We start from the raw sequence: 17,929 nt of genomic DNA, 5'->3' as shown, positions 1-17,929 counted from the left end.
TATTAACCCTGTTTTTCGCTTTGTTTGAGGAGTATCCAAACGGGAATAAGACCTACCAGCACAATGAGCAGACTTGGTAGCGCTGCCCGCGCCCACATGCCTTCACTGGTCATCTCAAACACTCGTACCGCTAGAGTATCCCAGCCTTGGCGGCGCGTCATCAAGGTGATCGGCATCTCTTTCATCACTTCAACGAAACCCATAAGGAGCGCAGTAAGGACGCCAGGACTGAGTACAGGTAATACCACACGTCGCCATCGTTGTAGTGGACTATCACTGAGCAATTTGGCCGCAGCCTCTTGATTGACAGTCAAGCGCTGTAATTGGCGATCCACAGGCTGAAAACTAACGGTCAAAAATCGCGTTGATAATGCCAGCAGCATGACAATCACACTACCTGATAGAAACTGCTTTGAGGTAATACCGAAGGCGATGAGCTGATTATCGAGCCAAGCAATAGGGATAAATACCCCTACGGCTAACACAGTACCGGGCACGACGTAACCTAGGTTAGCTAAAGTAGTCAATAGCTTGGTGGTTTTGTCAGGATATTGACGTTTGATCCAAGCGATAATAATGGCAAAAAAGGCAATAAGCAAAGTAGTCATGCTAGCAATCATTAAGCTATTGGTCACAAAATCGATGTAGCGTGCGTCAAAATCCTCTTGATAATTTATCGCGGTCCAATAGATCAGCTGCAAAAACGGGATCAAAAATGCAATCAAAAAGACAGTCGTACAAAACAGCGTCATAGCCAGTTTGCTCACAATACTGCTTTCAAAGCGTCGGTTGCTACCTTGAGTCACCACATTACCGCGCCGCGCTTGCCAATACTGCTCAAAGAGCACAACAATAAACACCACGCCAATTAATAACGCTGCAAGTTGGGCGGCGGTCGTTAAACTAAAGAACCCAAACCATGCCTTGTAGATGGCAGTGGTAAAGGTATCGACATTGAAAACCGATACCGCGCCAAAGTCCGCTAAAGTCTCCATACAAGCGAGTAGCAAACCACCAATGATCCAAGGCAGCGCTTGCGGCAATGCCAATCTGAAAAACACCCGACTGCGGCTAAACCCTAGCATTTGACCCGCTTCAATAGCGCGGCGTCCTTGCGACAAAAAAGCCTGACGCGCAAGCAGATATACATAAGGATAAAAGGCCAGTGACAGTATTAACCCTGCGCCCCAGACATTGCGCACAGACGGTATGGCAGTGGTCAATCCAGTATCCCTTAAAAAAGTCTGTAAGGGTCCACTAAAATCAACGATACCTACAGTGACAAACGCCAAAACATAAGCGGGTATCGCAAGCGGTAGCATCAGTGCCCAAGTAAAAAACCGCTGCCCTGGGAAGCGGTACATGCTGGTCAGCCAAGCTAATATCGTCCCGATGCTACCAGAGAGTACCGTCACCATGACGAGCAAGATAGCAGTGTTTTTGAGGACTTGTGGCAGCACGTAGTCCGCCATGTGCGTCCAAATATCAGCTACTGGCTGCGTCCATGACAGCAGTACAATCAAAATCGGCACCAGCATAAACAACGAAATCAGCCCTAAGACTGATTTCGATAAAATATGCTGTATAACCGTATAATCACGGTTGATAGCACGCTTTTGGCTAAAATTTGATTTATTAATAGTATTACCTTGCAAGACGTTTTCGGTATAGTCCTCATCTATCTCTATTGTATATAAATAAAGCTAGATGAGAGTGTTTTTATTACCGATAATCTCTATTTGCTCTTATTTTTTGCTGTTATTTATAACCCGCTTTATCCATCATCTGAATAGCCCCAGTTTGAAGCTCGCCGAATTTTTGTACATAGATATCATCTTGTTTAAACGTACCCCAAGATCTAAGCATATCTGACTCATCAACGCCTGCTTTTACAGGATATTCTTTATCGGCACTAGCATAGATACCTTGCGCCTCATCAGATGACAACCACTCCATCAATTTGAGCGCGCCATCTGGATTGTCCGATCCTGCGACTACGCCTGCACCAGATATATTGACATGAGTGCCGGTGTCACCTTGATTAGCCCAGAATATATTAACAGGGAAATCAGGCTTTTCATCGAGTAGACGACCATAATAGTAGCTGTTTGCGATACCGACTTCACACTGACCCGCTGCGATAGCTTCAAGCAGGCTCGTATCATCACTAAATACATCAGTGGCGAGGTTATCCACCCAGCCGCGTATGACCGCTTCAGTTTCAGCTTCACCTAAGTGCTCTATCATGCTGGCGACCAAAGACTGGTTATAGACTTTTTTAGAGGTACGCAAACATAACTTGCCCCTCCATTTTGGATCAGCCAAATCAGCATAAGTAGACAGTTCTTCGGCATCGATTTTGCTTGGATCATAGAATATAGTACGCGCGCGCAGTGACAAACCGGTCCACTGACCTTTTGGATCGCGATATTTGGCAGGAACATTAGCAGTTAGAATCTCTGATGCAACCGGTTGTAAGAGACCTTGCTGTCCTGCTTGCCACAAGTTACCTGCGTCAACGGTTAGTAGCATATCAGCAGGAGTATTATTGCCTTCAGCTTGCAGGCGCGCCATGAGAGGGCCATCTTTATCAGTCACCAGCTCAACCTCGATACCTGTCTCTTTGGTATAGCGATCGAGTAACGGCTTAATCAGCTGCTCATTACGTGACGAGTAGATCGTAACCGTAGGCTCATCGCTATTAACAGCCGTGTTCTCGGAGGGATCGGTAACCGCTTCGCTATCAGTGTTAGTCTCAGGAGTAGAGGCATTGTTGCAGCCTGCTAACCCTAACATAGCGCCAAATACGGCAATAGGTAGGATCTTTTTGGCTAAAGGTGTGCTAATAGCGTTCGATGACATGGTTCTCTCCGCAGTACTATGATAATAGATGCTTTTTAGGATAAATGATTTTGTAATAGCTACTTTTGCTAAGAAATATTAGTAAAATACTTTGCATCAATAACTACTATTTTTAGATATCAAGTAATAAGTGTAATGGACTCATAAGTCCGAAAACAACATACTAATCTAAATGAGATTAATTATCAATACATTTATTTAGCATAACTAACCCTCTATAAATTTCTTTACTCATTGTTATATATAGTAGGCTTTTGAACCCTATTTGTTAGCAATGACTACCCAGTAACCACTGCCCTAAAATCACATTGACCGCCGCTTCAGTACGCAATATTCTTAACCCAACGTTGACCGCTTGGCATCTTTGTTTGGCGAGTAGCTCAATCTCATAATCGATCCAGCCCCCTTCGCTACCGATACAGACCACAGAAGGTAGTGGCTGTTGCAGATGAGTCTCATTGGACGACGATGCTTGGTTGTATTGCGTCAGTGACAACTGACTATAAGGGTGCGCGACAATAGCACTTGTAGTGATTAAGTCTGCAAGCTTGTCCTCGACAAAGGGTTTAAAGCGTTTTTCTAGACTGATATTAGGCGCAACAGTATCGACGCTCTGCTGTAATCCTTCTAACACAAACTCATCGAGACGATTCAGCATCGGACTTTGCCAATAACTCTTTTGCGTACGGTAGCTGTTGATCAACACGATATCGCGTACCCCTAAGGCGGTCATATCCATTATCAAGCGCCGCAACACCTTTGGACGTGGTAATGCTAGAATTACAGTAACATCAAGCTTAGGTGGCGGTTTAACTGTCAGTTTGACCTTGCACAATTGAATCTGATGCGGCGCTATTCGCTCAATAATAGCGCTACCGAGGTTGCCGCCGAGTTGCCCTATTTTCAGACTATCCCCTATCTGTAATCCAAGCACTTTATTGATATGCTCAATATGTTTGGCATCATCAATTTGCGCAGTAGGCAAAGTGATATTGGCGGCGGGTAGTAATATACAGTTCATATAAAATGCCGTTTACAGTAAATTGATTTATGAGCGTTTGAGCATAGAAATGATTCAAGCCTTTATCGCTGAAAACTCTTCTATAATCGCTTCAATCATAGTAAGTTGCCGCGTTAAAACCGACTGCTGCTCTACCGTCATTTTCTCGCCCGCCTTACCTACCTTTAATGCTAACTCTGAATCACTCAGCCATAGCTTTAAGTGCTCATAAATCAGTGTGCTGTCGTCTTCGACTTGGTTGTGGGTGCCATCTTTAGAGATTTCTGGCACTTTATTTTTGATGGCTACATAATAGTCATTATGAGGTTGATACAGCGCGCCAGCGCTCGCCAGCTTATCCACCACGCTCTGACATGATTGCGTGTAGCGTCCTATTATTACTGGCGTGCCAATGCTGGCAGGTTCCACTGGATTATGTCCGCCGATATCAACTAAAGAGCCACCGACCAATGCCACATCAGCAAGTTTATACCAGTGCATAAGCTCGCCCATACTGTCTGCTAGATAAATTTGGGTCTGCGACGTGATTTGTTCATCAAAACTACGCCGAGCCAGCGTTAATTCTGACTCTTTAATAAGCGTAGCAACGTCATCAAAACGCTCTGGATGTCTGGGTACGATGATAAGCAAGGCATTGCTAAGCGCTGATACTGCTAGCAGCCGTTTATGTAAGCTAAGGGCTGTCGTCTCTTCGCCACTATGGGTGCTCGCGGCTACCCAAATCGGACGCGCTAAGGCGTTTGGTTCGGCGTTGATAGGGTTTAGAGATTGCTTCACTCTTGGCTCTTTCGTGACTACATTTTTAGCCGTCTTTTCTTCAAGTACAGCTGATACTTTGGGATTTTTCGCGGTAATTTGTGGCGTATTGATTACCCATTTGAGCGACCCTGCCACCCGAATCTTTGTGCTATAAGCGCCCAACTGACGAAAGCGTTTGGCCGATTCTTCATCTTGCGCAATGATGAGGGTTAGATTTTCCATCATGCTAGCGCTGACCGATTCTATCTTTTGATAGCGCTTAAAAGATGATGCGGACAGACGACCATTGACTAAGATGCTAGGTATCCTATGTTCGGACAGTTTGCTTAGAATGTTAGCCCATAGCTCCGTCTCTATAAATAAAGCCGTGATAGGCCGTACATGTGATAAGAACGTCTCAATCACCGCAGGTGTGTCTACAGGAACATAACTATGACTCAGCCTACCTGCTGCGATATCTTCAGCGAAGCGACTAGCACCCCGTGCAAATCCTGTCTGCGTAGTATTGGTCAGCCACACCTGATAGCCCTTTGCGAGCAAGGCATCGAGCAGTGGCGCGACGGTATTGGTCTCACCTAAAGACACGGCATGACACCAAATCACCGATTGATGGTTATTTATATTGTTGCCATTTCTATCAAGATGAGTTTGACTAGTAATGCCTTGAGATACTGGGCGCGGCGGATAACACTTGCCAAAACGCTGCGCCACTTCTTGCTGGTAATTATCATTTTTATGCGAGCGTCGCCAGACTTGCATGCGATACAAAGGCTTTAGTAAGCTGATGATGAGTCGATAATAAAAAGGCGGCTGACACGTTTTTGACAGCACGGATTGCTCTGTTGTACTCGAAGACGGAAGATGGGAAGATGGCATGGAATAGCTCAGATAAAAAAAACAACGTGAAGTTTGATGAGCGCGCTTGTTGTAATAGAATTTTACTTATCGTAGTAACGACAACTTTGAGCTAGAACTTTGAACTAGACACGACGCTGTATAGACTTAAACAAATATGATGAGTAGTAGCGCTACAATAACCACCACACCAATTAATAATTGATAGCGCTTGATGCTATGTTGTTCTTGTTTTTGTGTCGTTATGAGCATATCTGCTTGCTGCCACTGGTTCACGATACTTGCAGCTTCACTATGACCATTATCCGCCGCTTGCTCTAGCCAGTATTTACCTTTGTCAACGTCCTGCGTCACTCCAACACCTTGATAATACAGTTTACTGAGTAGACGTTGGGCTCGGCTGTCGTTTTTATGCGCTGCTTGCTCAACCAAACTCACTCCTGATGCCATGCCTGTCTCTTTATCCTTGGATAGACCCTCAAAGAGCAACTCATACATTGCCAGTCGTAGCATCGCTGCGCTATTACCAGCATGGGCTGAAGTTTGCAAAACAGACAAGGCTTTTTGGCGAGCGCTCTTGTGCGACCCTGAAAACTGAACCTCAAGGCGTGATTTGCTTTGCTTAGCGATATATTGCTCGAACTGATCAAGTACCTTATGTGCGCGGTTGTAATCATCCATACCTGCGGTCTGTATGACTTCGATCTCATCTAATTCTCTTAGTAATTGAGCAAAGATCTCAGGCGTAGTGGATATTTTGGGTGCTTGTGGCTTTTGTGTGGCAGGTTCTAGACTCACTTCAGCAGGCGCTACTGTCGATTGCGACGGCGAAGCGTTCTCTTTAGATAACTTAGAGTTTAACGACTGACTATCTGTTTCCGTGGCAAATGGCTTTTCTAGGTGCTCGAATGCTATATTTTGAGTATTTTTTGGTTCTAATTCTAAGTTTTGACTAACGTTTGAATTATTTGCGATATTGATATCTGGCTCGATACTTTTAGTGTACTCACTAGCTATTTGCGGACTTGTTATAGAAGGTTGAGCGTTAAGATTTTGATCAAGAGTATTTTTAGGTAAACGCGTACTCTCTAAATGCATATTAGGAGGCAAACGCATTTTAACCGCTTGGTATAGCCCGCTTGCGACTTTACCGCCTTGCACTGCTATAAAGGGACGATCGATATGACCGAACAAGCGCAGTCCTAAAGGCTCCAAAGCGAAAAATAAGTCGTTTGGCTTATTAATAGCGTCATCATCCTGACGATAAACAACGGCCATATGCTGATAAAAATCGTCTACCGTTAATACAAGCTTAGGATGACGCTTTTGCAACTCAAACTGACCATACCAGTGCGCTGTATACTGACCCTCTAGCGCTAGAACACGCCCCGCATAAAATCCCAAAAAAATAAGAAAATTGCGATAACGCTCATCTGCTACTATTTTATCTTCATCCCAACTATCCGCTTTTATTAGCTCACGACGTATTTGTGATAACAAAGTATCGATACGTTGCAAACTATCCAAAGACTCATCTAACCTACAGCTTTGTAATTCTGTCTCGTAAGCTAGACCGCCTGCGATAGGACGTCCCGCTAGGAAGTCCTGCCAATACCCTGTAGCAATATAATCGAGAGGCGTTAAAGGTGAGGCAGACATTACGCAGGTATTTCCTTAAAAGGTAAAGTGATAACAAGCAAATAAGAATTTTCAAATAAACGACCAGCCTACCTTATCGTAAAACTCAATCCACTACAATAAAGGACTAAATAGGCGTACGACATTGTCGAATAAACGCTTATGACCTGAGCGTCGTTGCCATTCGGATAATGGCAACAAGCGACAGCCCTGTAAATAAGTCTCTTGACAGTTCGCAACCTGCGCCACCATTTGCGGAGTGTAAATCGCCAAACTGACCTCCATATTTAAATAAAAACTACGCATATCGATATTTACGGTACCAAATAGACAGTAGTCATCATCGATGACCACTGTTTTGGCATGTAACAAACCGCCTTCAAACAAGGCAATATTGACTCCTGACTCAAGCAATTCTTGGTAGTAAGCTTGTGAGGCATGTTGCACCAAGAACGAATCTACCTTTTTGGGAATAATCAGAGTGACCTCTACCCCGCGCTTAGCGGCTGTCGCCAGCGCGCCTGATAGCGCCTCGTCAGGGACGAAATACGGCGTCGTTATTTGGATACGTTTATTAGCGCGGTGGATAACAGTTACTAGGGTATTGTAAATCACATGGGCGGTGACTTGTGGGGCTGAGGGTATCAATTGCGCAGTGACATTCTCTACGACAGGCATCTGCGGGATGATAATGGACGTCGACCCTGTATCAGGAGCATCACTAAGGTCAAGGCTCGCTCCCAATACTTTGATACGGCTATTGATATCATTGATAGTTGGCGACATGACATATAGTTTACGGGTGTAGTTATTCACTCGCTGATCGAGCACATCTAGGTTGTATTTATTTTCAGCGCCGATATCTGTGACGACAACCTTTGCCATAGCCGTTGCAATGTTGACGGGCTGCTCGCTGACAATGCGCATCATGATATCGATCCACTGACCAACCCCTTTGTCTTGCTTAAAGAATTTTGGATCCACTAGATTGAAACTACCGATATAACCGATGTATTCATCGATCGCGACCACCTTACGATGATTGCGTAGATCAGAGCGCACAAACAAAGTTTTGAATAGCCCAACTGGTAGCGACTGATGCACGAATACGCCCGCTCGCTCAAGCAGTTTATGCTCAGGACTATTAAAGAACCTAAAACTCCCCACGCTATCAGCCAATATATGGCACTCAACGCCGCGCTTTGCCGCTAATGCCAGCGCTTGTATCACATCCAACACTTGACCCTTTGGATAAATAATATAAAACTCTAATAAAATAGTACGCCGCGCATTATCAATATCGGCGATTAAACGCTCAAAGATACAATGAGGCGCTGTCAGTAATTGCATTTGATGCTTGGCAAATACCCCAAAGCCGGTCCAACGTGTCCCGATTTGACTAACACCGCGGTAGTGAGTAGGTAGCAAATCTTGACCTTGATCAAAGATTAAACGTTCACGCTTGGCCATATCGTTCATAAGACCACGGGCCTGATCTAAACGCTGACGATAGCGACGTCCGATCATCGGCTCACCAAGCAAAATATAGGCGATCAATCCAACCACAGGCAAGGTATAGAGTACAACGATCCACGCGATCGACACGCCAATATTACGCTGTACCGATACGATGCGCAAAGTCATGACTATCATAAGAATAATATGTAGTAATAACCCAAGTCCTGCAAAGTCACCCCAAGACCACGTGGCAAATTGCTGCTCTATGTCCAAAGCGTCTATATCTACCTCCGTCAATCCAGTATAGATCTATCTATATAAGTCATCAAATATAAAGAAACATAACCTGCGACATTATAATCATTTTTGTTAGTAGTACAAAAGCAGACCTGTACTCATAGCATTTAAATTCTGCTGATCCGTCTTAGCCTATAATCTGTTATGCAAAATTTCTAAAGATTATCTAAATTGCGCAAAATAATATTTGACAGACCTCGTTAAGTCTATATAATACACACCCACAGCAAGGGGCTTTGATTGGTTCTAAGTTGTGGGAAGTTATTCAAAGGGTGACAACTTTGGATGTTAAGACTTTCGGGGGTTTTATACCTAGTTTGGAAGTAGAGTTTCTAGAAAATCCTATTTAAAGGATTTCAGTAACACCTAGTTTGGATGCATGGCTTTTAGAATTTACGACAATGTAAATTCTCTTGCGCTCGGACGAAGCAGTGCTTCGTTGTATCCTCGCTCAGGGTGATTAGCTCAGTTGGTAGAGCGTCTGCCTTACACGCAGAATGTCGGCGGTTCGAGCCCGTCATCACCCACCACTTAATAGCTTGTGGTAAAAAAGCTAGATGACCTTAGCAGCGGTAGTTCAGTTGGTTAGAATGCCGGCCTGTCACGCCGGAGGTCGCGGGTTCGAGTCCCGTCCGCTGCGCCATATTTAAAACTTAAGTTTTGCTCAAGTTTCGCCTCAAACATTAGATTGTTTGAGGTTTTTTTGTGGCTTCTGTTTGCCTATATTTCTTGAATTATTCTATCTAGAGTCTGTTGCACAGACCATAATATATTTGGATAGCCCTTTTTTTATGTACACTAATCTCGATGATGTGGCTCGTTAAAATTAAGCTCAGGCCCAATAGGGATGATACCTGTCGGATTGATATTGGCATGACTTGTATAATAGTGCGCTTTGATATGAGTCACGTTCACCGTTTGAGCGACGCCCGGCACTTGATACAAATCTTTAAGATAGCCCCATAAATTAGGATAATCGATGATTCGGCGTTGATTGCATTTAAAATGATTGAAATAAACGGCATCAAAACGTATAAGGGTGGTAAACAAGCGCCAATCGGCTTCAGTGATGCTATCATCAATCAGATAACGGCTAGTTCCTAGTCGTGCCTCTACTATATCCAAGGCTGCAAACAGCGCTCCGACTGCCTCTTCATAGGCCTCTTGCGTTGTGGCAAAGCCCGACTTGTACACCCCATTATTGACCGTAGAATATACTAAAGCGTTGACTTCGTTAATCTCATCTATTTTGTCAGCTGGCAAAAAATCAACGAGCAATGCACCCACCTCATCAAACGCTGAGTTAAACATGCGAATGATTTCAGAGGATTCGTTACTGACGATAGTATGGGTTTTTTTATCCCATAAGATAGGAACCGTTACCCGCCCTGTATAGTCCGCCTGAGCAGCGGTGTAGATCTCATACGCATACTTGGCATGATTAATAGGATCAGCGATGACCCCTACGCCATCAGCGAACGTCCAACCGCAATCGCCCATAAAGGGATGTACGACAGATAATGATATCATGTCACCAAGCCCTTTGAGCGCACGATAAATAGTCGTACGATGCGCCCAAGGACAAGCCAAAGAGACGTACAAATGATAACGGTTAGGCTCAGCTTTGAAGCCGCCTGTACCTGTGGGTCCTGCGCTACCATCTACTGTGACCCAGTTCCTAAAACCTGACGCTTCACGTTGAAAGCGACCCCCACTAGCGTCAGTATCGTACCATTTGTCTTGCCACTTGCCATCAACCAATAAGCCCAATGTCACTCTCCTAATCATTGTTATCGTTCTATACTGCTCAATTTTAATTTTTTGTGCTTACTCATCATTTATAAATAATTATTTTATCAACGCACCAAAATTACAGGTGATACAGTACTAGCGATAATCTCTGTCGTTGTACTCCCTAGAAACAGCTGTTGCCACTTAGATCGTCCATAAGCGCCAATAACAATGACATCGATGTTGTTTTGAGTTTGAAAGGTGAGCAGACCATTAACCGCATCCGTCTCTGGTAAATGATGCGTGTCAACCTCAAATCCAGCTTGGTTCAGTAGCTCGGCGGCCGCTACTAAGCTCTCTTTTGCTTCATCATTGTTGTGACCAATCATCACAATATGCCCAAGCAAGCCTTTCAACAGCTCACTTTTGGCGACTAGACTGACCGCTTTGATAGCCGTTTTGCTCGCATCAAAAGCAACCATGTAAGAAGTGGGTTCTTTGTACACTTCTGAACAAATTAAAATCGGTATGCTGGAAGCGCGTGCCACTGTCTCTATCTGGCTACCGATATTGATACGAGCGTTTTTGTGGTCCTCTCCGCGTCGTCCCATGACGATAGCGCGATTGTCTTCTTTGAAATGTTCAATAGCAGCTAGTAATTTACCACGGCGCTGATAAACTTTGACCTTAACACCAAAATTGCTTTGTATATGGCTTTTGGCATCTTGCACCAGCGCATTACTATAACTATTGACAACTCGCGCTCGCTGCTCATCTAAATGAGACAACTCTTCTAGTAGAATTTGGCGACTGTCGAGTCCTATTGCTCCAGACAAGTCGCGGCGTTTGGAGGCTGGTACTTCAGTCACGTTCAACAGTGCAACCGGTAGGTTTAAGCGACTAGCGTACCACGCTGCATAGTCACTGATAGACCCTGTGACTGCTGAGCCATCGATACAAGCTAGAATATGCTGTTCGGTCATCATCATCTGCCCCTAAGATTAAATAAAAGTAAGGTATGTCTAGAGTCTACCAAGTTTATGAGTACTTTGGGGATGCTTAGCACATTAAACATTACTTGAAATTATTTAGGTTTACATGCTGACTAATGGTTAAAAAAAACGTCTTGTTTTTGATGAGAACAAACGCCATAGAATAAAGATACCGACTTACCTTTATAAACATAACATTGGAAAATCATTATGAGTAATTTAAACACTCAAGTTCAACCGCTACGTATAGACATCGTCTCTGACGTCGTCTGTCCCTGGTGCGTTATTGGCTATCGACAACTGGCAAAAGCACTTGAACAAACCAATACCGAGCACGAGATACACTGGCATCCGTTTGAGCTCAACCCTAATATGCCAAGCGAAGGTCAGAACTTGCGTGAGCATATTATAGAAAAATACGGCTCCACCAAAGCGCAATCTGATGCTAGCCGAGAGGCGATGACTCAGGCAGGTCATGACGTTGGCTTTGAATTCAACTTCGATGACGACACCCGTATGCACAATACGTTTGATTTGCATCAACTATTGCACTGGGCAGAGATACAAGGACATATGCACGAGTTAAAACAGGCCTTGTTCGCCGCTCACTTCACTGACGGTCGCAACATCTCTGATATTACCGTGCTTGCTGATATCGCCGCAGAGATTGGGCTTGATCGTAGTGAAGCGCTAGCTGTATTAGAAGACCAGCGTTTTGCCAAAGAAGTACGACAGGCTGAACAACATTGGCAGCAGCAAGGTATCCAAAGTGTTCCTGCGGTCATATTCAATGAGCGACATCTGGTCAGTGGCGCACAAGGCGAGGAAAATTTTACGAGTATTATAAAGCAATTGGCCGATATGCCAGATTAAACTGATAACCGTCTTATAGTAACCCCTACTAAAATGCCGCTTCCCAATCTTCCCAATAGAGGCGGCATTTTAGCTTTTCAATTTTATAAAACTAGACTCATCACCTGTGTGTTTAAGATTAATTCATAAAAATGAACCACCGTACGAGTACTCTTACCTTCTTCATCAGCTGGCATAGTAGCTAATTAGTTTTGAATATGTTTCAATCATAACGCGTCTTATGCATAACAGTGAGAGCACATTCGCCACAACTTTAATCATTAAAAGGACTTTTTTATGATCAAGACTCTCTCTATCGCGGCCCTAGCTTTAGCTTTGTCCGCTTGCGCTAGTGTTGAAAATATATTGAATGCGCCGGACAACATGCAATCAACACCAAAAACGATGACTGCTATCAATGCCGAAAAAGGTTTGATCACAATGCAAAGTAATCATTCCGTCCAAGACACCGCTGATAAACTAGCAGCACTTATTGAAAGCAAAGGCATGACAGTATTTGCTCGCATCGATCATCAAAAAAATGCGCAAGGTGTAGGCTTAGCACTACGACCCACACAAGTTATTGTGTTTGGTAATCCGAAAGCGGGTACGCCCCTGATGCAATGCGAGCAAAGTGTCGCCATCGACTTACCGCAAAAAATCTTAATGAGTGAAGACGCGCAGCAGAGAGTATGGTTGTCCTATAATAATCCTGATTATTTAAAAGACCGTCACAATATAAAAGAGTGTGATACCCAGTTAGTGAACATCGCAAAAGCCCTTGATGGTATCAGTAGAGCCGCTACCGCAAAGTAGCTATCAGTAGAAATTTAAAACAGTCGAATTTGAAGCAATAAAAAGGTGGGTAGCAACAGCATATCCCACCTTTTTTAAATTTTTAGAAAATTAACTTATTAGTAGTTTTCAGATTGTGCTACTTGCTCGTGTAACTCCACCTTAAGCTTCTTTGCGCATTCGATTATCTTTTTTCTATCGGCAGCAATGGCACCATACTCAATCGCTGTCTCTCGCATTTGTACAGTGACATCATAATGCGGATAACTGGCATTACGGTGAAATAGGCGCTTATCCACTTCAATCAGTGCGGCAAAATCATGCAACTCTTGTAGAGTATCTGCTAGCATATGACACCATCTGTAACCTTTAAATTCTATACAGACAAAATCTACATATATTGCCATATTGATTACCCTCCAATATTATTTTATTGGCTTATTTGCTCTAAGCCCAATCAGTATTAACAATTTATGTATTCTATAGTAATCAGTTACATCATACGGTTAATGAGCTTGTCTTTTTTTATGAACTGATGATAGAGCGCCGCTGCAATATGCAAAGCGGTAAATACCAAAATTAAGTTCCAAATAATATCGGTATGTACATCATTAAAGAGACGTGCCAGACCGCGATCCGGCGTCACAAACACTGGAATCTCAAACAAGCCAAACATACTCACTGCCCGCCCGCCATACACGGACATAAGCAGTCCTGCCGTAGGCATCGCGATCAATAAGGCATAGAGCGCAAAATGACTTAGCTTAGATATCATCTGTTGCCACTTAGGCATAGGAACAGGCGGCGGCGCCTTGATAAATACGCGACTAATAACTCGCGCTATCATCCATAGCAGCAAGCTAATACCAAAGGCTTTATGAAGGCCTATATAAAATGAATCATCGGTATTCTCATAAGTGAAAATCATGATCCAAGTGACGAGCAGTAGCAAGGCGCTGACCCAATGAAAAAGGCGACTAATCGCAGACCATTTATTGACATAAGTCGCGGTAGGTTGAGCTTGGTTCATATTTTACCTATCAAAATAGTGTAATAGTTCCCAAAAGGCATTTACCCAAAGGTCTTTGTCCCTAAAAGTCTGTTTGCTGACGCCGCCAGTAGGTGCTAATAAAAAATGGCGTGAGCAGATCGCTTCACCATGACGCTAACGAAGAGGCACTGCGCTGCGTAATAAAACCGTCTGGCGTCTGACCGTTGGCTGCCTGCCAGCGCTGGAAGGCGTTACGGGTATTGGTACCAACGATACCATCAGTACCCTTAGTATCATAACCTGAGCTGGTCAAACGACGTTGCAAATTGGTCACTTGTACTGTAGATAATGGACGCTCATAGCGAGGCCATGATTTTTGTAGGCCGCCTTGTCCTGCGAGTGATTTGCCAAGCAAGCTTACGCCAAGTGCGTAGCTTGACGAATTATTATAGACCTTGATAACGTCAAAGTTAGGACTCAGTAGCAGCGTAGGACCATCTTTGCCCGCAGGAAGCCATAACTCCATCTGAGTATTGGCATCCAAAGCCACATCATCTAAGGTATCAATCCCTAACGACGCCCATCTAGCCGCTGATTGCTTAGTCCCTACCAAAGAGTAATCAAATGCAGCTGGTATTGTCGCCTCATAAAAGGGCGCAAGACCACGTACCCAGCCTGAACTGTTTAGATAGTTGGCCGTAGAGGCTAATGCATCCCCTGTCGCCCAAGGATTACGACTACCATTATTATCACCATCCACACCATGCTTGAGCCACGTATCAGGGATAAATTGCGTCTGCCCCATGCCGCCGGCCCAAGAGCCATCGAGCTGCGACCAAGACACATCACCGCGTTGTAGCAGGGTCATCAAGGCCAATAATTGATTTTCAGCGAATTCCTGACGGCGACCATCGTAAGCTAGGCTGGCAAGCGAGCTTGGGATATAGCTGTTACCTGTAACCACACCATATGAGGACTCCATGCCCCAGATAGCGGCGATAATCTCAGCATTCACGCCATATCTGGACTCTAACTGTGACAGAAACGAACGCTGCTCAGAGTACTTACGTTTACCTGTGCTTACCCTGCCATCTGATACCGCAGAATCAACGTATTCCCATGGCATCTTTGAGAACTCAGGCTGCCCTGAATCCAAGGAGATGACTTGCTGATTTAAATTGGCAGAAGCTAGCAAACGCTGCACATCATAACTGTTGTAGCCTGATGACATGGCCCGCATAGAAAAGTCCGACTTCCAATCTGAAAAGCTTCGATAGCTAGGTTTAACAGGCTGCGGCGCTGGCGTCACAACAACTGGAGCGGGTTTTATTTGAATGGTTTGCGTCTGGGTGATATCGACATTACCTTGACGTACCGGTACCGAATTACTGGGCTGTTGCATGGCTTGCTGGCTTGTACAGCCAATAAAGAAAAGCGCGGGGAGCAAAGCAGCATATTGTTTTTTTACTATCATAAAAATTCTCAAATATCGTGAATGTTAGAGCATGCCATTAGCGCGCTAATACCGCACGTGGATCGATAGGGTTACCATTTAGACGTACTTGGAACTCTAAGGCCACCTGATCGGTTTGACCGCTGCGGCCCATGTTAGCAATACGCTGCGCGCGCTGCACTTGATCGCCTTCTTTTACCAGAAGCTGGCTGTTATGCGCATACGCCGTTATATAGTTATCACTATGACGAATCATAATCAAATTGCCATATTCAGGCAGTCCATTACCGGAGTATAGTACCGTACCTGCCTGGCTTGCGATCACTGGATCACCTTCTTGACCTGCAAACCACATCCCCATATTACCCGCTTGTGCATCAAAATTACGTATCACTTGATTGGGACTAGGATACCCATAGTTTGACGCCGAATTGGCAGTAGGATTATTGACTGGGCTTTGTATTACCGGACTTTGAGTAACAGGCGCGTTGTTGATAGGTGGTCTATAGGTCGGCTGCTGTGTTGGACGACTAGTAGCAGCTGGCGTACCTTCCCACAGCTTGAGCCACTGACCACTATAGATTGTATATTTGCTGTCCAAGCCATTCATCGCGCCTACTTGACGATAATTTAAACGATAGCGCTCCGCAATATCACTAACCGTATCCCCGCGTTTGACCAGATGATAATTAGGAACGCCCTGCGCGTTAGTCATCACTTTAGGACCACTTTGACTGGTAGGTTGATAAGCAGGTTTTGTTGCGCAGCTGGCCATAGCTATCGCTAGCGACCCTATCAAAGCAGTGGTCACTAATTGCGATCTCATCGTAAGCTTTTTCATACAAGGTTTCCTATCAATGATGTGACTGACAAACAAAGTTGCCATTATTAGGTATTTAATATTTTTGAAGAATAGAGTCTAGTAGGTAATAACCAATAAATAAAGACTGTCTTTATCTTAATAATTTTTATTATGTCGCCAGCTGTGCTACTGAGCAGTGTAATGCCCTATCTAGCACTTTATTACTGACTGCTCTTTTCGCTCTCAAGCGCTTGGCACCTACTTAACGCAGCATCAGGAGTATGATGTAGTCTGACTGGTGACACGCTGATATATCCTGCCGCTATCGCTTGTATATCGGTGTAAATGTTCTGGTTAAAGTCAGTACATAGAAACGCTTGATCGTCGTTTTGCACATTATCTTTGCGCAAAGAGAGCCAGTAAGCATCACGTTCGCGTGGATCAACCATATGACGTACAGGCTGCGCAATTTTACTATGACCCAGACGCGTGATTTTGCGACCTTGGATCTCATCTGCATTTTTTACATTAGGAATATTAACGTTTAATACGTGATAGGGCAAACTTTTACAGGTTTCAATTATCGTGGTTTGAGTCAACAGCTTGACGATTTCGTTGGCTGCCATCTCATAACTAGGATTACTATTTTGAAGACTACTGTTCTGAAGATCGCTGCTTTGAATAGTATGAGCGCCGTCGACTAGAGAGGTTGCAATAGCAGGTACACCAAAGAGCTGGGCGGTAAGAGCTGCACCAAAAGTTCCTGAATATAGTACGTCCTGTCCTAGATTCGCCCCTGAATTAATCCCTGTTATCACACAATCAAAGGAGAAATCAGCATATAACTCATTCAACGCCAAGTAAATGCAATCAGCGGGTGAACCATTTACAGCGACAAACCCAGAGGGTAACGTATGAGTATGTAGAGGATGTGTGATAGTCAGAGCACTACCTGTACCGCTTTGCTCAGCATGTGGGGCGACGACGATCACCTCTCCTATAGTCGATAGTGCTTGGTATAATGCGAGTAATCCTGGCGCATGTACCCCGTCATCATTACTAATTAAGAATCTCATTGACACTCATTATAGTTGTAGTGGCTATATTATATAGTGGATAATGGAGCGTATCCGCGACTGCTTTTGAGTCAAGATAGTAGAGGATTATCATAACCTTTGTACATTACGCTTTTGTTGCTAAGCTCGCAATGGCTTTGAAAAACCAAAAAGTAGACAACTTATACTATTTATAAATGCACAAAAGTTAAAATATACCTCTATGCAACAAGCAATCTTAACTCCTCTCTTAGCGTCTAAGTTTTTGTTTTGCCAGTCTATTTGCACAAAGCACTCGCCCCTACTTCATCGAAATGCGTTACAATGAGTGATAATTGACAACAGTAATCAGTTATCTTTATATCTTG

At 44.1% G+C, this 17,929-nt stretch carries 15 protein-coding genes and 2 tRNA genes; 4 read left to right on the top strand and 13 right to left on the bottom strand.

The features are described from left to right. Window positions 1-2 precede the first annotated feature (2 nt). From ACR64G_RS04230 to ACR64G_RS04205, 6 genes are all read right to left on the bottom strand, one after another. Window positions 3-1,655, bottom strand: coding sequence for an ABC transporter permease (locus ACR64G_RS04230; protein WP_435980276.1), 1,653 nt, complete (start codon window positions 1,653-1,655; stop codon window positions 3-5). 103 nt (window positions 1,656-1,758) lie between these two features. Next, window positions 1,759-2,862: an extracellular solute-binding protein gene (locus tag ACR64G_RS04225; RefSeq protein WP_435980275.1), complete on the bottom strand. Its 1,104-nt coding sequence runs from the start codon at window positions 2,860-2,862 to the stop codon at window positions 1,759-1,761. A gap of 268 nt (window positions 2,863-3,130) precedes the next feature. Beyond that, on the bottom strand, window positions 3,131-3,883 hold the full coding sequence (locus ACR64G_RS04220; RefSeq protein ID WP_435980274.1) for a 16S rRNA (uracil(1498)-N(3))-methyltransferase: 753 nt from the start codon (window positions 3,881-3,883) through the stop codon (window positions 3,131-3,133). Between the two features lie 54 nt (window positions 3,884-3,937). Then, on the bottom strand, window positions 3,938-5,518 hold the full coding sequence (locus ACR64G_RS04215; protein ID WP_435980273.1) for a 3-deoxy-D-manno-octulosonic acid transferase: 1,581 nt from the start codon (window positions 5,516-5,518) through the stop codon (window positions 3,938-3,940). Window positions 5,519-5,644: 126 nt separating this feature from the next. Then, on the bottom strand, window positions 5,645-7,156 hold the full coding sequence (locus ACR64G_RS04210) for a tetratricopeptide repeat protein (RefSeq protein WP_435980272.1): 1,512 nt from the start codon (window positions 7,154-7,156) through the stop codon (window positions 5,645-5,647). 93 nt (window positions 7,157-7,249) lie between these two features. Then, window positions 7,250-8,890, bottom strand: a complete 1,641-nt coding sequence (locus ACR64G_RS04205) for a cardiolipin synthase (protein WP_435980271.1) — start codon at window positions 8,888-8,890, stop codon at window positions 7,250-7,252. Window positions 8,891-9,344: 454 nt separating this feature from the next. Between ACR64G_RS04205 and ACR64G_RS04200 the strand changes: the two genes are divergently transcribed. Continuing rightward, window positions 9,345-9,420: transfer RNA gene (locus tag ACR64G_RS04200), tRNA-Val, on the top strand. 36 nt (window positions 9,421-9,456) lie between these two features. After that, a tRNA-Asp gene (locus tag ACR64G_RS04195) sits at window positions 9,457-9,533 on the top strand. 155 nt (window positions 9,534-9,688) lie between these two features. Here ACR64G_RS04195 and ACR64G_RS04190 read toward each other — a convergent pair. Together ACR64G_RS04190 and ACR64G_RS04185 are read right to left on the bottom strand one after the other, a co-directional pair. Next, window positions 9,689-10,660: a glutathione S-transferase family protein gene (locus ACR64G_RS04190; protein ID WP_435980270.1), complete on the bottom strand. Its 972-nt coding sequence runs from the start codon at window positions 10,658-10,660 to the stop codon at window positions 9,689-9,691. An 86-nt stretch (window positions 10,661-10,746) separates the two neighbouring features. Beyond that, window positions 10,747-11,610 carry a universal stress protein gene (locus tag ACR64G_RS04185; protein ID WP_435980269.1) on the bottom strand — a complete coding sequence of 288 codons (864 nt, stop codon included), beginning with the start codon at window positions 11,608-11,610 and terminating at the stop codon, window positions 10,747-10,749. 213 nt (window positions 11,611-11,823) lie between these two features. Between ACR64G_RS04185 and ACR64G_RS04180 the strand changes: the two genes are divergently transcribed. Both ACR64G_RS04180 and ACR64G_RS04175 read left to right on the top strand, forming a co-directional pair. Then, window positions 11,824-12,486, top strand: coding sequence for a DsbA family oxidoreductase (locus ACR64G_RS04180; protein ID WP_435980268.1), 663 nt, complete (start codon window positions 11,824-11,826; stop codon window positions 12,484-12,486). A gap of 276 nt (window positions 12,487-12,762) precedes the next feature. Further along, entirely contained in the window at window positions 12,763-13,281 is a 519-nt protein-coding gene (locus tag ACR64G_RS04175; protein ID WP_435980267.1) for a DUF302 domain-containing protein, read from the top strand. Window positions 13,282-13,379: 98 nt separating this feature from the next. Here the strand turns inward: ACR64G_RS04175 and ACR64G_RS04170 are convergent, their stop codons facing one another. The 5 genes from ACR64G_RS04170 to surE all read right to left on the bottom strand — a co-directional run bounded on the left by ACR64G_RS04170 (window position 13,380) and on the right by surE (window position 17,582). Next, window positions 13,380-13,667 (bottom strand): DUF4031 domain-containing protein, encoded by a 288-nt coding sequence (locus tag ACR64G_RS04170; RefSeq protein ID WP_435980266.1) that lies wholly within the window; start codon window positions 13,665-13,667, stop codon window positions 13,380-13,382. 86 nt (window positions 13,668-13,753) lie between these two features. Further along, the gene (locus ACR64G_RS04165; RefSeq protein WP_435980265.1) at window positions 13,754-14,290 is read right to left on the bottom strand and encodes a cytochrome b; all 537 of its coding nucleotides are present in this window, start codon (window positions 14,288-14,290) and stop codon (window positions 13,754-13,756) included. A gap of 124 nt (window positions 14,291-14,414) precedes the next feature. Next, complete coding sequence (locus tag ACR64G_RS04160; protein WP_435980264.1) at window positions 14,415-15,725, bottom strand: lytic murein transglycosylase; 1,311 nt, start codon at window positions 15,723-15,725, stop codon at window positions 14,415-14,417. A 37-nt stretch (window positions 15,726-15,762) separates the two neighbouring features. Further along, entirely contained in the window at window positions 15,763-16,545 is a 783-nt protein-coding gene (locus tag ACR64G_RS04155; RefSeq protein ID WP_435980263.1) for a LysM peptidoglycan-binding domain-containing M23 family metallopeptidase, read from the bottom strand. A gap of 182 nt (window positions 16,546-16,727) precedes the next feature. Then, entirely contained in the window at window positions 16,728-17,582 is an 855-nt protein-coding gene (gene surE / locus ACR64G_RS04150; protein WP_435980262.1) for a 5'/3'-nucleotidase SurE, read from the bottom strand. Between the last annotated feature and the right edge of the window lie 347 nt (window positions 17,583-17,929).

This window comes from Psychrobacter sp. DM4, from assembly GCF_051307035.1.
GTDB lineage: Bacteria > Pseudomonadota > Gammaproteobacteria > Pseudomonadales > Moraxellaceae > Psychrobacter.
The sequence above is the reverse complement of the archived record's forward strand: the minus strand, read 5'-3'. Positions and strand labels throughout refer to the sequence as shown.

Bases quoted from the DNA above. Each gene is read 5' to 3' on its own strand.
- ACR64G_RS04225 (WP_435980275.1), bottom strand. From the start codon at position 2,862: ATGTCATCGAACGCTATTAGCACACCTTTAGCCAAAAAGATCCTACCT.
- ACR64G_RS04220 (WP_435980274.1), bottom strand. From the start codon at position 3,883: ATGAACTGTATATTACTACCCGCCGCCAATATCACTTTGCCTACTGCG.
- ACR64G_RS04215 (WP_435980273.1), bottom strand. From the start codon at position 5,518: ATGCCATCTTCCCATCTTCCGTCTTCGAGTACAACAGAGCAATCCGTG.
- ACR64G_RS04210 (WP_435980272.1), bottom strand. From the start codon at position 7,156: ATGTCTGCCTCACCTTTAACGCCTCTCGATTATATTGCTACAGGGTAT.
- ACR64G_RS04185 (WP_435980269.1), bottom strand. From the start codon at position 11,610: ATGATGATGACCGAACAGCATATTCTAGCTTGTATCGATGGCTCAGCA.
- ACR64G_RS04180 (WP_435980268.1), top strand. From the start codon at position 11,824: ATGAGTAATTTAAACACTCAAGTTCAACCGCTACGTATAGACATCGTC.
- ACR64G_RS04175 (WP_435980267.1), top strand. From the start codon at position 12,763: ATGATCAAGACTCTCTCTATCGCGGCCCTAGCTTTAGCTTTGTCCGCT.
- ACR64G_RS04170 (WP_435980266.1), bottom strand. From the start codon at position 13,667: ATGGCAATATATGTAGATTTTGTCTGTATAGAATTTAAAGGTTACAGA.
- ACR64G_RS04165 (WP_435980265.1), bottom strand. From the start codon at position 14,290: ATGAACCAAGCTCAACCTACCGCGACTTATGTCAATAAATGGTCTGCG.
- ACR64G_RS04160 (WP_435980264.1), bottom strand. From the start codon at position 15,725: ATGATAGTAAAAAAACAATATGCTGCTTTGCTCCCCGCGCTTTTCTTT.
- ACR64G_RS04155 (WP_435980263.1), bottom strand. From the start codon at position 16,545: ATGAAAAAGCTTACGATGAGATCGCAATTAGTGACCACTGCTTTGATA.
- surE (WP_435980262.1), bottom strand. From the start codon at position 17,582: ATGAGATTCTTAATTAGTAATGATGACGGGGTACATGCGCCAGGATTA.